Annotated in this window: 11 protein-coding genes and 1 pseudogene; 6 read left to right on the top strand and 6 right to left on the bottom strand. The window is 55.6% G+C overall.

The window, feature by feature from the left end; all coding sequences use genetic code 11:
• From BDD14_RS27930 to BDD14_RS33455, 3 genes and pseudogenes are all read left to right on the top strand, one after another.
• Positions 1-645 (top strand): DNA-primase RepB domain-containing protein (locus BDD14_RS27930; protein ID WP_242618338.1); only part of this gene is annotated, 645 nt, incomplete at its 5' end.
• Positions 646-921: 276 nt separating this feature from the next.
• Positions 922-1,227 (top strand): single-stranded DNA-binding protein, encoded by a 306-nt coding sequence (locus BDD14_RS27925; RefSeq protein WP_341273334.1) that lies wholly within the window; start codon positions 922-924, stop codon positions 1,225-1,227.
• Positions 1,175-1,342 (top strand): annotated as a pseudogene (locus BDD14_RS33455) (single-stranded DNA-binding protein); the annotation flags it as partial. The gene BDD14_RS27925 and the pseudogene BDD14_RS33455, both read left to right, overlap by 53 nt.
• Before the next feature lie 379 nt (positions 1,343-1,721).
• Here the strand turns inward: BDD14_RS33455 and BDD14_RS27920 are convergent.
• The 5 genes from BDD14_RS27920 to BDD14_RS27900 form a co-directional block, all read right to left on the bottom strand.
• Entirely contained in the window at positions 1,722-3,266 is a 1,545-nt protein-coding gene (locus BDD14_RS27920; RefSeq protein WP_130424307.1) for a protein adenylyltransferase SelO, read from the bottom strand.
• Between the two features lie 396 nt (positions 3,267-3,662).
• Complete coding sequence (locus BDD14_RS27915) at positions 3,663-4,313, bottom strand: RES domain-containing protein (protein ID WP_130424305.1); 651 nt, start codon at positions 4,311-4,313, stop codon at positions 3,663-3,665.
• A gap of 4 nt (positions 4,314-4,317) precedes the next feature.
• A complete protein-coding gene (locus BDD14_RS27910) occupies positions 4,318-4,707 on the bottom strand; it encodes a DUF2384 domain-containing protein (RefSeq protein WP_130424303.1) in 390 nt (129 codons plus the stop codon).
• 1,018 nt (positions 4,708-5,725) lie between these two features.
• Positions 5,726-8,449 (bottom strand): ABC transporter permease, encoded by a 2,724-nt coding sequence (locus BDD14_RS27905; protein ID WP_130424301.1) that lies wholly within the window; start codon positions 8,447-8,449, stop codon positions 5,726-5,728.
• Positions 8,450-8,484: 35 nt separating this feature from the next.
• Positions 8,485-8,814 carry a PadR family transcriptional regulator gene (locus tag BDD14_RS27900; protein WP_242618336.1) on the bottom strand — a complete coding sequence of 110 codons (330 nt, stop codon included), beginning with the start codon at positions 8,812-8,814 and terminating at the stop codon, positions 8,485-8,487.
• Between the two features lie 369 nt (positions 8,815-9,183).
• On the opposite strand from BDD14_RS27900, the gene BDD14_RS27895 reads away from it, so the two are divergent.
• Complete coding sequence (locus tag BDD14_RS27895) at positions 9,184-11,229, top strand: P-loop ATPase, Sll1717 family (protein WP_130424297.1); 2,046 nt, start codon at positions 9,184-9,186, stop codon at positions 11,227-11,229.
• A 37-nt stretch (positions 11,230-11,266) separates the two neighbouring features.
• Positions 11,267-11,602 carry a hypothetical protein gene (locus tag BDD14_RS27890; protein ID WP_130424295.1) on the top strand — a complete coding sequence of 112 codons (336 nt, stop codon included), beginning with the start codon at positions 11,267-11,269 and terminating at the stop codon, positions 11,600-11,602.
• A 786-nt stretch (positions 11,603-12,388) separates the two neighbouring features.
• Here BDD14_RS27890 and BDD14_RS27880 read toward each other — a convergent pair.
• A complete protein-coding gene (locus BDD14_RS27880) occupies positions 12,389-13,012 on the bottom strand; it encodes a recombinase family protein (protein WP_130424293.1) in 624 nt (207 codons plus the stop codon).
• 329 nt (positions 13,013-13,341) lie between these two features.
• Between BDD14_RS27880 and BDD14_RS33450 the strand changes: the two genes are divergently transcribed.
• Complete coding sequence (locus BDD14_RS33450) at positions 13,342-13,485, top strand: alcohol dehydrogenase catalytic domain-containing protein (protein ID WP_278045548.1); 144 nt, start codon at positions 13,342-13,344, stop codon at positions 13,483-13,485.
• Positions 13,486-13,547 lie beyond the last annotated feature (62 nt).

Here is a 13,547-nt window from a genome sequence, read left to right as displayed (position 1 = left end):
TTCAATCCGTGCGCTGTTGTCGAGACCAGCGCCGGCAACTTCCAAGCCTGGCTCAAGCATCCGACAACGTTTCCGAAGCTCCTCGGAACCTTTGCCGCGCAGACATTGGCCAAGCGGTACGACGCTGACCCCAGCGCGGCGGACTGGAGGAGGTTTGGACGGCTTCCCGGCTTCACGAACTGCAAACCCAAATACAGAAAGTCTGACGGCCTCTTCCCTTTCGTGCGCCTGCACAGCCACAGTGGACAACAGTACCCAATGGCGGAGGCCTTCGAGCAAGAGATAACGACGCTCTACGAGGCCCGCGAGCAGGAACACGAGGCGATGCGTCTCGAAAGTTCTCTTTCTCCCCGAAGGGGACCGAGGTTATCGAACCTATCTCTTGAGCGATTCCGAAGCTCAACCAGGTACCAGGACCGTCCCGCCGCCGCCGACATCGCTTTCTGTGTCGCCGCTTTTGCCAATGGTATGACCGAGGACCGGATCGGATGTGCCTTGAAGACGATTACCTCTCCCGCGATCCCAGCCCTTCCAAGCGAGCTGCCTACATCCGGAGAACCATGGAGAAGGCGAAGAGATGGGCCGAGCGATGAGCATCGATGTCGCGATTCTCCCTTATGGTTCTTCCTTCCTGCGCGTCAGTGACGGCTCTTTGGACTCTGAGCTGGCTTTTGCTACTCGCATCATGAGGGAAAGCCGTCGAACAGGAAGACTCCCTTCCGGTTTGCCTTTCTATCTGCGTTCAGCGTGCCGCGCTCAAGACACCCCCGCCCTTCGGACGCACGCTCTCCTTCCCAGAATCCGCTGCGCGCCTCTCAAGAGGTGCGGACTCCTGCCCCCAGGCAAGCTGTGGTCCCCTTCCGCAGATTCCTATCCAGTCGCCGAGGGAGTGGATCGCGACGGCACACCCGTTGGGCAAGCATGTACCGCAGACAGCGGACAAACCAAAAGAAACGGAGCCTAAACACCATGTTCAACAAAGTCATCCTCATCGGCCGCCTCGGACAGAACGCAGAAGCCAAAACCGCTCAGAACAACAAAGAGTACGTCATCCTCAACATCGCAACTCAGGAAAGCTGGAAGAACGACAAAGGGCGAGTACGAAACACGCACCGAATGGCACCGCGTCTATGCCTGGAGGAATCTCTCGAAGTTCGCCAAGACTCTTCAGAGGGGGCAGCTCGTCACCCTGGAAGGCATTCTCAGGTATCGCGAAGTAGAGGATGAGGTCAAGGGCGCTACGTTCAAGCACCGGATCGCTGAGGTCCACGCGGTCAGCATGAAGCGGCTCTCGAAAGTTGAAACCGCCGATGATCCCACGGACGGAGCCGACGACGAGTAGTCGTCGGTCTTGGTGGATGAGCCCTCGGCTCATCCACCAATTTAGCCTCTAAGCTAGATTACGCGAACCGCATAGTGAAAAATGCGATCTTCGAAAGGATTCCATGCCAGAATCAACGGACCCGACGAAGTTCGTCCGCAAATTGAATGCAAAAGTGGAACAATAGGAGACGCTGGCGAGGCAATCTGAGACATAGCGCCGCACAGTGAGCGCAGAGAGCATCCCCGAAGCGGAGAATCAACTCCGCTCTCATCCACGCTGTCCGCGATTTAGATACAAACATGCCCTGAATTCCGCGATTTGGGTGCAGGATCTGGGTGCCACAGCGCATTTTCCGCGAATTGAGTGCAGCGTGACAGATGGATTGCGGACTCGCTCCTCACGTCCCGCAGAAGGTATGACTCACATACTCGTCAGGGCTAGCTGGCGTGGCATAGCGCAGCAACTCCGACCTATCCTTGTATGGGCGCGATACCACGTTCACAATGTCCTCGAACGGCTGGAAGTCTTGGCCCTCAGTGGCGGCGCTGAGGGCCTCCTCCACTAAGTGGTTGCGCGGGATGAATGCCGGACTTGCCATCCGCATCATCTCCGTGCGTGATTGCAATGCAATGGACTCTTCCTCGAGACGACGGCGCCACCCAGCAGCCCATGAGTCATATGCGAAGGGGTTATCGAACAGCTTACTCACCTCCCTGTCCGCTAGCGGGTCTGCTGCAGCATCGCACAGTCGTCGGAAGGTCAACGTGAAGTCGGCGTGGTTGGACGCCATACGTTCCAACAGATCTTCGACCAATGCGGCATCGCCTTGACGTTCGGTCAGAAGACCTAGTTTACGGCGAAGGCCGGCACTTCGAGCCGCCTCGTATTGAGGATCAAAGGCTGAGAGCGCCTCTTTAGCCGACTCCAGTGCGGCTTCGTCGTCGCCTACCTCTTCCGCCATAACCGGTAGCAGCGCTTCGGCCAGACGTGTCAGATTCCAGAGCATGGCACGAGGTTGGTTCGCATAGGCATAGCGTCCCTGCTGGTCGATGGAGCTGAAGACAGTAGCAGGATCGTATGCCTCCATGAAGGCACAGGGACCATAGTCGATCGTCTCTCCCGAGATGGAGGTGTTATCTGTGTTCATGACGCCGTGGATGAAGCCGAGGAGCATCCACTGTGCAACCAAGTTTGATTGCCGGGCGATCACGCCGTCCAGCAGGGCCCGGTAGGGTTGTTTAGCCTGCGATGCTCCTGGATAGTGCCGGGCGATCGCATAGTCTGCCAGCTGTCGCGTCCCTTCTGTGTCGCCTTTTGCAGCGAAGTATTGGAAGGTTCCTACGCGGAGGTGGCTCGCCGCTACCCTGGTCAACACAGCTCCAGGCAAGATCGTTTCGCGATACACTCGCTCCCCTGTCGTCACGGCAGCGAGAGCCCGAGTGCTTGGCACGCCCAACGCCGCCATGGCCTCGCTCACGATATACTCGCGCAAAACCGGACCGAGCACGGCTCGGCCGTCGCCGCCACGAGAGAAGGGTGTCCGACCAGAACCCTTGAGTTGGACATCGTAGCGCACACCGTTAACCGCAATCACCTCGCCTAACAGGTTGGCGCGGCCATCGCCGAGCTGGGGTACAAAATGCCCGAACTGATGTCCGGCGTAGGCCATCGCCAGGGGCTCGGAGCCCTCGGCGACACGATTACCAGCCAGAATCTCGACTCCCTGTGTACTCTTCAGGGCATCCGGATCCAATCCCAGATACCGCGCCAGTTCTACATTTATCTTCACAAGGCTCGGGATAGCTACCAGCGTTGGATTCACCCGTGCATAGAAGCGTTTTGGCAGACGCGCATAGGTGTTTAGGAAGTTGAAACGAACTGCGAGGGGGTCGGAGTCAGAGACTGCGGAGCCTCCAATCTCGGGAACATCCTGTGAACTCATAGGTACTTGGATGTTGGCACCGGCTTTAAGTTCCGTGCAAGGTATCGACCGAACGGTACTCGTATCATCGCCTCATAGATGCCAGCCAGCACATTGGTACAGCGTCGCAGGAATTGAAGCCGAAGTGCGCTCCCACCCGCAAAATTGCAAAGAAAGGGGGGAGAACATCAGGCGAATATGATTCAATACATACTGGGATGACGCGAAGGACCTAGATCTTCATCGTCCTGGGCGAGATTGGCAGAACAATGACATCATCCGAAGCCCAACTCGAAGCCGTCGGAGAGGTCCATGTCCCCATCCGCAAGATCGTTCATGTGGATTGAGGCTGGCTGTGATATCGAGTGGACTCAGATCGTTCTCGGTTGTCAGCGTTGCTGGGTTGCCCCCAAAAGCCTAGGCGAAACGGATTCCATGAAGCCGAAGCGCTTCCAACAAGTCTGGATCGTTTTCATAGAATTCCTTCGATTTAGCATGTTGCAGAGAGAAGGGTTCAAAGATCGCCCAATTCTCGAGCGTCTGCCCGTATCGGGAGCGATAAAAGATGCCCGCGAAATTCAGCAGGTACGCCTTCCGCGACGCAAGCTGCGTGAGTCTCCTTGGTTCAGCTCTTTCAAGGGAGCTAAGATCGATGTCTTTCATTCCGAGTCTCAGTGCTTCCCCAGCCAGCGTTCGCCGGAGTTGACTCACCCAAGCGATTCCATAGATGTCAGCAAAGAACCCATCGATCTCGGCACTCCCCATGGTGCGGACAGTTAACCAGTCACGCGGAAGCGTCCCGAGAGCAACGAAATCGTCCTCTCCCTCGATCGCATCCAGTTCTGCCAACAGCGACAGATCCGGTCTGAAGCGCGCTAGCGTTTCGACAAAACATGCGAGACGTTGCGAAGAGGCATATAGGACACGGTAGTAGCCTTGCGGATCGTCGAACCGGTTCCCGAATGTGCCATCACTATGCGCGAGAAACCATTCTGGCGGTTGCCACGCGTTCGGGCGGCGGCCGAGACGATAGAGCGGCTCGGTCGGCCGGCGCTCTTCAAGTTCCATCCGTCTATCCTCCGGCAAGGAAGGCACGCGCAGCGCTCAGAATCGCGGGCGCGACAGCGTCGATGTCATTCTCGCGCAGAAGCCGCAGAGGCACGCGGTCGCCAAGTTCAGGATTCACGCCCGTCAGCCAGGCTTGTACGACCGCAGGTGAATCGTGCTCGCTCAACGTGCGTACCACCTGGAACGCAAACCGCAGACGAGCCTCGGCATCGCCATAGATCTCTCCCCCGGCGATCCAGCGGTTCACGGCGCGAACGTCCTTGACTCCTCCGATGTATGCGGTGAGCTTGCGTCCCACGATTTCAACTAGTTTCTCGACTACGGTAGCAGCAGGTAGCCGCAGCGCCTCTCGATGGGCAAATAGATCAGGTCTTGGGAGTGATGCGGTCGCCATAACAGACCTCCTGTGAAACCGTGCAATTTTAGTGTCTCACACTCCCATCTAAATCACAATTAAATCACACTTAAAAAGTGCGGTCTCGAGGATATACGGCCCGGATAAGGAATCTCTATAAGAAAGACATTGTCTCTGCTGGCAACGGCAAAGGAGGAGCTGAATCGATAAGGATGGTCGCCTCGTTCATGCGAGTTGAAGCTCGGGAAAGCAGCAGGCGATCCATTGCAGACCCTCCGAAAGCGATGGAGTGAGCCAGAAAGTATTATCCTTTAGTTTAAATCCTACCGGCATTATATTGTTATATATAGCTTTAATCTAATTGAGATCAATGATCAGAACGGAACGAAACAAGAGTTCAACGCCCGAGCGGACGACGTTAGGAGCCTTGTCCGTGTATGCCTTCTACGAGGAAGCATTGAGTAGGTTGTCTTTTTGAATCCCGGACTACGCCAGAATTGGGCCTCAGTACATCAGCTTTGTCTGCCGTGTCCCTTCGTCGTCCCAGCGGATCACTGACTGGATTGAGTGCGGAGTCACGTTGAATGTCGGGAGAAAGTTAAGATCAGAATCTTTAGGATCTCGCCAGTAGGGGAAAATAGGTCTGACGCTGACCTCGACGATAAAGATTTCAACGAGATTCAGAGTTGGCATCGCCGCACGGCTAGCTGAGTGCAGGAATAATCAGTTCCAATCCGCGGACTAGGAGCGTGTGCTCGGATCTCGTCTCGTCTCGTCAACTCCGTTATCTCATGTAAAGCACGAGGATAAGTGCGTCAATCTATTGATTATTTAGAAGTTGACTGCAACAGGTTTGTCAGTGTTTCCAGTGCTCCCGCGAGCTGTGCCCTTTGATCTGGGTCAGCCAGGATCTAATCCCGCTCTCCAGACGAAAGTTCGCCGATAGCTTCTCCCAAAGAGAAATTGCAAGAGGATTTTGCGGAAGTGACGAAGTGGTCGGTAGTTTGCAAGGAAACCCACAAATTTCTACATCGTGGAAGGATGAACCAAGGTAGGACTACTCGTAGCGTAGGGCTTCCATAGGGCTAACCTTGGAGGCTCGGCGGGCTGGGAGGTAACCGGCGGTGAGAGCAACGACAAGGAGTACGGCGATGGCGATGGCGAGGTTATTGGGTTCGGTGGGTTTGAGACCATAGAGCATGGTGGCGACAAGCCGTCCCGCGGCGAGGGAGATGACGGTGCCGATACCGATGCCGAGGACGACAAGCCGAACGATCTCGCGCATGACCATCCAGCGCACACTCGACCGTGCGGCGCCGAGAGCCATGCGGATGCCGATCTCGTTGGTGCGACGGCTAACAATGTAGCTCATCAGGCCATAGATACCGATGGCGGAGAGAAAGACGGCGAGCAGGCCGAAGAACGCAGAAAGCTCGGCGACGAGGCGCTGATTGGTGATAGTGCGATCGACGACGGCGTCGAGCGTGGTGATGTGGCTGATGGGAAGTGTGCGGTTGATGGAGTGGATGGCCTGCTGCACGGCGGTGGAGACGGCATTGAAGTCGCCCGTATAGCGCACTCCGAGGCCATCGTAGATCGAGGGGTGCTGCGGATTGGGGATGTAGTCGATGTACTGCTGCGGCTCGTCGAGGCCGCTGAACTTGACATCCTTGACGACCCCGATGACCTCGACATCTTCCTCAGGGTTAGGATCTTTTCTGACGAAGTAGTGGCGGCCGATGGGGTTGACGCCTGCGGGAAAGAGGTCGCGCGCAACACTCTCGCTGATGATGGCTACCTTGTGCGAGGCGGCGGTATCCTGCGTGCCGAAGGTGCGACCGGCGAGAAGCGGGATCTGCATCGTGCGAAAAAAATCGTTGCCGATGATGTTGTGTTTGACGAAGATGTGGTCGTTGTAGGGGGCGCCGGGAACGTTGATGTTTTCGCTCCACGTACCCTGCGCGAAGAAGAAGGAAGCGAAGCTGGCGGACTGTACGCCGGGGACCGCTGCGACCTTCTGCTCGATCTGCTGGAACATGGCGATCAGGCGTGGGTCTTCGCCTTTGTGGCCGGTGACGGTGGGGTCGATGTCGAGGCGAAGCACACCCTGGCGGTTGAAGCCGGTATCGACCTTCGTAAGGTTGACGAGACTGCGCAAGAACACCACGGCGGCGACCGTGAGAACTAGCGAGATAGCGACCTGGGTGACGACGAGGGTCTTGCCGAGCGGGCTGCGGGTAGCGGCGTTGGAGGAGACGCGCCCGTCCTTGAGGGCCTCGGTGACCTCGATGCGCGAGGCCCGGAGCGCGGGGAGGATGCCGAAGAGAACCGCGGTGCTGATGGTGGCGGCAAGAGTAAAGAGAAGCAGGCGAAGATCGAGCGAGACGTCGAGCCGTATGAGATCCGCGTTGGGCCCGCCCGAGATCATACGCAGCAGAAAACGGTCGGCGACGACGGCGACGACGATGCCGAGGAGGCCTCCGGTAAGGGCAAGCAGCAGGCTTTCGGTAAGAAGCTGACGGATGAGGCGCAGGCGTTGAGCGCCGAGGGCCTGGCGAACGGCAAACTCGCGCGCTCGGGTCGTGGAGCGGGCGAGCAGAAGGTTCGCGATGTTTGCGCAGGCGATCAGCAGCACCAGCGCGGTAACGCCCATCAGGATCTTGAGTGGGTCGGAGAACCTGTGGCGCAGGGCGGAGAGGCCGGTCTTCAGTGAGGTAAGCTTCACGTGTGCGGCCTCCAGATGCCGAAGATTGTAGGCATCAAGCTTAGCGTCGGAGAAGCCGCGGATGATCTGCTGGTAGAGGACGTTGGTGTTAGCCTCGGCCTGCTCGCGTGAGACGCCGGGCTTCAGTCGCGCGAGGATGAGGTTCGACTGGCTGAAGTTGTCCTTGTAGCCCGTAAAATGCAAGGGCATGGCGTTCATCATCGACATGGGAGCCCATAGGTCGGGCGTATGACCGACGAAGATTCCAAAGAAGCCGGGCGGAGCCACGCCCACAATGTCGAAGGTAGTGTCGCCGATCTTGACCGTGTGTTTGAGGATATCGGGGTCGCCGGAGAAGACCGTCTGCCACCAGTTGTAACTGATGACGACGACCGGATGATCGCCTTCGCTGTTGTCGTCGGCATCTGTAAACAGGCGGCCGATCGCCGGCTCGACGCCCAGTGTGCTGAAAAAAGTTCCGGAGACCAGATCGGCCGCGATCGGCTGCATCTGGTCGCGGCGGTCGATGGTTCCGTGAACATCGGGGTTGTAGCTGAAGAGGGTGGCAACCTCAGAGAAGACCTGCTGCTTCTGCTGAAACTGCCGGTAAAAGGGGTAGGAATAGAGGTCGGTGGAACCATAGCGACTGGTCTGCCCCAGTTGTCCTCCTTCTCCAAGCACCACGAGTTGCGATGAGTTTCTGACGGGCAGCGAGCGCAGCAGCACGGCGTTGAGAAAACTGAAGATCGCGGTGTTGGCGCCGATACCGAGAGCGAGCGAGAGCAACGCGACCGCGGTCAGGCCGGGGGAGCGCAGCATGGAGCGCACGCCGTAGGTGACGTCCTGCGCGAAGCCTTCGAGCCAGCCCCAGCCCCAGGTGTTATGGCTGTTCTCGCGGAGCACGGTCGCGTTGCCGAAACTGCGATGCGCCTCGCGATGCGCTGCATCGGCCGCAAGACCCGCATCGACATTCTTCTGTTCACGCAGCTCAATGTGAAGACGCATCTCCTCTTCGAGCTCGGCGTTGAAGCGGCCACGATGGAGAAGCATGCGAATGCGGCGAAGAAGCTGGTTCATGGTGTCCCCCCCCGTTGCTCTGCTGCGTATTGCGATCAGCCAACCTCGACGACGCGGGCGATGGCGCCATAGATGCGATCGAAGTGTGAAAGCTCCTGCGTGAGCTGTTTGCGGCCGGCGGCGGTGAGGCGGTAATAGCGAGCGCGGCGATTGCCGGCAGTAACCCCCCACTCGTCGGAGACCCAGCCTTTGAGAAGCATGCGCTGGAGCGCGGGGTAGAGGGAGCCTTCTTCGACGCTGATGACGTCATCGGATGCATGGAGGATGGACTCTGCCACCTCGTAGCCGTGCATCTCGTCATGACGGGCGAGGGTCTTGAGGATGAGGAGATCGAGGGTGCCGGGTGGAATCTCGTTTGGCTTCAACCGTGACCTTTCGCAGTTATGGCATAGACAACCTTTGCCAGCAAGTATTACTAGCATAGACAGACTATGTCAATAAATCTTCAACAACGATGAACTGCAATAGGGGGACATCTACTACCTGCGTCGGTAATGTTATGGCGGCTTCTCGGTAGCAAAGCCCACAAGCGAATGAAAACTTCCGCGTTCTGGGCGGATGGAAATGTGGAAATCGCCAAAGAACGGCGATTCCGCACATTTCCACCGCACGACGACTACGGGTGTTTATACTGACATTTCTAATGAGTCAGATATCCTGACATTTCTATCGGGTGCCAACAGGACCTGTAGCTCCTCCAGTAGAACCTAGATGGCGGAGAAGGTCGTGAGATCATGTTGTTCATGTCAGAGGACGTGTCCTGTTTCGTCGCATACCCGGCACACCCACCGGACCGGGCAGAGTCGATAGAAGAAGCTATCCTCCGCATCAGGGCGGGTAAGACCGTCCAGATAATCGGATGGAAGGATCTCGCGATCACTGGTCAACTGATGATCAGCACGATCTGCGACGCGATTAAGCGGCATGACCTATTCATAGCTGACGTGACCGCCCTAAACCCGAATGTGCTCTTCGAACTAGGCTACGCTATCGCACATCGCAAGCCCGTCTGGTTGCTACTGAATCCCAGCATAGAAAAGGCCAAAACAGAGTTCGACAGGTTTGGGCTCCTCAGCACGACCGCATATCACGCGTATAGCAACAGCAATGATATCGTCAACAAGTTCTATTCAGACAGACCCTTTCAAAGTCTCGACAAAATCCTCATCGATCAATTGCTTGAAGCGAGCGGAGAGCCTAACAAGCGTGATGCCCTTCTCTATCTGAAGCCAGCTGAGTATACGGATGCGGTAATAAAGATTTCTCGGCGTGTGGATGGGGGACCAATAGAATCCGTGATCGACGAGGAATCACAGCCGCTTTCTTGGTATGTGCGGGAAGTGACCAGCTCTTACGCCGTGGTTACACACTTCATTTCCAATGATCACGCTGGATGGCAACTGCAGAACGCAAAGCACGCTCTTGTCGCGGGTCTCGCCTATGGGCTCGGAAAACCGCTTCTCATGCTTGCGCACGAGCCCTACACCTCGCCGCTTGACTACAAAGATTTGTTGCGAAAACACCGAACCGCAAGAGCCGCTGAAGGAATTTACGATGCTTGGCTCGCACCATATCTGCCAAGTTACGAGGAGCGCCTCGAGGCCAGGCAGAACTACCAGAAGAAACAGCGCGCCCGCGGAGATCTTCGAGACATTTCCATCGGAGATCCGTTAGCCGAGCACGAGTCTGAGTCCATTGCCGACTATTTCATATCTACGGCTGCGTATACTGAGGCTCTCCACTCAAATCATTCCATAATTATTGGGCGCAAAGGCACGGGAAAGACCGCCACTCTGTACAAGTTGACCTCCGATTTGAGCGCTGATCCGCGCAACCACTTTTGCACTGTCAGGCCCGTCGACTATGAACTCGATGGTATTCTCACAATGCTTCGACAAGAGATCACCCGATCGGAAAAGGGCTACCTCGTCGAGAGCTTTTGGAAGTTTCTACTCTATACAGAGCTCGCCAGAAGCTTGGACGAAGCTATCAGAAGCAAGCCGACGTACCTCGGACGCTCCGCCGCTGAAGAAAGTCTTCTCGAATTTGTACTCCAGCACTCAGAGACTATTAAGCCGGAGTTTTCGATGAGGCTCGAAACAGTTGTCGAACGCTTGCGAGACATCGGTGCTTTCGCTGGCGGACAGGCGCGGAAGGCCCGAATCAGCGAGATGCTTCATCAAGAACTCCTTTCAGAGTTGCGGGATCGGCTTGGCGATGTCCTATCTGGCAAAAGTCAAGTGGTCATCCTTGTAGATAACCTTGATAAAGCGTGGACAAAGGACACGGACATCGCTCTTCTGAGCGAACTTCTCTATGGACTACTCGGCGTGAGTAGTCGCGTTGCAGACGATTTCAGAAGAAGTGCTTCCGGTTTGAAACCAATCAAGCTTCACTTCACTCTTTTTCTGCGGAGTGACATATACGCCTCTATGTTGCAGTTCGCTAGAGAGCGAGACAAGCTGCCTGTCCGTATGCTGACGTGGAACGATCCCGAGATGCTTCGGTCCGTGATCGAAGAACGCTTCGCTAAGTCTGGGGCAATCGCTGGCGAAAACGAGAGGATCTGGCAGCGATATTTTTGCACCTCAGTCGGTGGAATCGCTGTGCAGGATTTCCTTATCGCTACTATTTTCCCGAGACCCCGCGATCTGATCTATCTTGTAAAAGCAGCGCTACATGCCGCTGTTAATAGACGACACACCGTAATTGAAGAGAGTGATTTGATCACGGCTTCAAATGAATACTCACGGTTCGCGTTTAATTCTTTCTTGGCCTGAGCTGAGCGCAGTCATTCCCGAGGCCGAGGATCTCCTTATGTACTTCCTACAGTCGCCGAGTGTGATTACCAAGGAACTCGTCCTGGAAGCTATGACAAATACGGGATTAGCGGTTGATCGGCTCGAATCTGTAATAGAAATCTTAGGCAATTTGACCTTTTTAGGTTTTGAAGTCGCGCCAAATCGCTATGAATATATTTTCGATGAGCAAGACACGCAAAAAATACGAACGATGGCAGCGAAGACGGTCGCTAATTCTGGGTTAATATCGCCGCGATATCAGATCCACCCAGCTTTTCATTCCTACCTTGAAGTGACGGGAAAGGCCGATGAACTGACGGGGCAGCTGCCGATCCCGCTCTCCGTCGATTGAAGTTGGGGTCACTACACCAAACGTCAAAAATCTTAAACCCAGCGTCAAGGCACGCATGAAGTAGGGTGCATTACTTCGATTCAATTGACACCCTATTAGGAGGGTCGGATTTACGGAGCGGGGATGTCCCTCCAATTCTGTTTGCTACCTGTCGATCGTCTGGAAACAGAGGAACGAGCTTCAATGCAACGGGCTTTACCGCAAAATTCAGTATCGTTTGTTCGTGCGCTTTCGGATGCTGCTCACGCCATAGAATGCGAAGCAGCTCAGGCCATTCCTTACGCAGCATCTGCGTTCGGGTCACCATAGCATGATGCCCCAGACAGAGTGTAATCATCAGATCGGGGTTATTGTTTCCCGGTTTGCGGTGATGCACGGCCAATGACCGCTTGCCACGTTTTAGACTCGTACAGCCGGGAATTCTGCATAGATGGCCATCTCGCGCTAGAACGGTCTCGCGATGACCGCCGAAGTACTCCTCGTCCTGCCTCTTCAGCGTGTAGCAGGTCGCACAGAGCCCCAACGCAAGAATCTTCTCGCACCCACAAGGACAGCAAATTGCACGTTGAAGAGGCTTTTTCTTCATCGTTCACATGACCAATGTTCGTCGTGATTCAACTGCCTCAACCTCAACCATCCAACCGTGGACCTGGAACAATGCCCCATCATCGCAACGAACAGTGAAAGTTGAATCGAGATCCCATGTCCCAGTGATCGGGTCGAAGTCTTCACCGCCGATAACTTCTCCCTCAACATCGAACCCACCCCCAGTACAAATTACTCGCATCACTTCCCTCCCCTCGGCCTGATTGATGTTCTTTTCGACTTCCTCGCTTTCGCAGTAACTTTTAGCTTCACCGGTCCCGGCCTAACGATGCGATCAATGGTGGACTTCGACACATTAAACATCGCTCCGAGTTCGTGTTTCGAATACTGATTGCCATCCCACAATGAGCGGATCTTGTTCATCTGGTCCTTCGCCAGCTTCGGCTTGCGTCCTCCCAGCCGCCCGCGAGCTTTGGCGGCGGCCAGCCCCGCCATAGTCCGCTCTCGAATCAGTTCCCTTTCAAACTCGGCCAGCGATGCGAAGACGTGAAAGATCAAGCGACCTGCGGCATGGCTCGTATCGAACTTCTCTTTCAGCGAGACGAAAGCGACCTTGCGCCGCTGAAGAGTATTCACAATCTCCAACAAGTCGGGTAACGATCTTCCCAGACGGTCAAGACGCCACACCACGAGCGTGTCTCCCTCATCCAGCCGGTCAAGGCACCGGGTCAACTCAGGTCGATCGACATTCCGGCCGCTGATCTTCTCCTCGTAGATCCTTTTGCAACCGGCCTTCTTCAGCTCCGTGAGCTGGGCCGCGTTCGTCTGGTCGTCCGTCGAGACGCGAGCGTATCCAATAACCATGAGAAAAAGATATCACAAATCATGTCATATTCTAGTTGTTTTTGACGTGAGTTGTGGTATGATTTAGAAGGATTCAGAACTCGTGTCAAAAGACGGCTCGCAAACGTTCCATAAACCGTCGTTTTTGACGTCGTACCCGGATCGCCCATACCCAGCAGAGTATTGAAATGTCATGTTCTAGGGATGGGCCTGATAAGAATGAGCACCAGAGATTTGCAGCGTATAGAGGTTTTGAGTGAGGTACTTGTAGGACGGCAAACGGTGACGGAGGCGGCCTCCTTTCTGGGGCTCAGCGAACGCTAGATGTGAGTTAAGGGAATCGTAGAGAAGTGGGCAAAGAGGTCACCAATCTCAAGCGTGGTGACCGCGTAGTCGTGCCCTTTACCATTGCATGCGGAAATTGCATCTTCTGCAGGAAAAGCTCTGTACGCATGCGTGCCGGGGTTTCGTTGCGGCCCGTAGCTAATGAGTGAAGTCAAAACAGGGCAGAAGTGAAATCGAGACGAAGGCGCAGTGATCATCACTGCGCCTTCGC

Source organism: Edaphobacter modestus, from assembly GCF_004217555.1.
Lineage (GTDB): Bacteria > Acidobacteriota > Terriglobia > Terriglobales > Acidobacteriaceae > Edaphobacter > Edaphobacter modestus.
This window is presented reverse-complemented; position numbering and strand designations above follow the sequence as displayed.

Excerpts from the sequence above, each read along its gene's own strand:
- BDD14_RS27925 (WP_341273334.1), top strand. The coding sequence starts at position 922 with ATGTACCGCAGACAGCGGACAAACCAAAAGAAACGGAGCCTAAACACC.
- BDD14_RS27920 (WP_130424307.1), bottom strand. The coding sequence starts at position 3,266 with ATGAGTTCACAGGATGTTCCCGAGATTGGAGGCTCCGCAGTCTCTGAC.
- BDD14_RS27915 (WP_130424305.1), bottom strand. The coding sequence starts at position 4,313 with ATGGAACTTGAAGAGCGCCGGCCGACCGAGCCGCTCTATCGTCTCGGC.
- BDD14_RS27910 (WP_130424303.1), bottom strand. The coding sequence starts at position 4,707 with ATGGCGACCGCATCACTCCCAAGACCTGATCTATTTGCCCATCGAGAG.
- BDD14_RS27905 (WP_130424301.1), bottom strand. The coding sequence starts at position 8,449 with ATGAACCAGCTTCTTCGCCGCATTCGCATGCTTCTCCATCGTGGCCGC.
- BDD14_RS27895 (WP_130424297.1), top strand. The coding sequence starts at position 9,184 with ATGTTGTTCATGTCAGAGGACGTGTCCTGTTTCGTCGCATACCCGGCA.
- BDD14_RS27890 (WP_130424295.1), top strand. The coding sequence starts at position 11,267 with ATGTACTTCCTACAGTCGCCGAGTGTGATTACCAAGGAACTCGTCCTG.
- BDD14_RS27880 (WP_130424293.1), bottom strand. The coding sequence starts at position 13,012 with ATGGTTATTGGATACGCTCGCGTCTCGACGGACGACCAGACGAACGCG.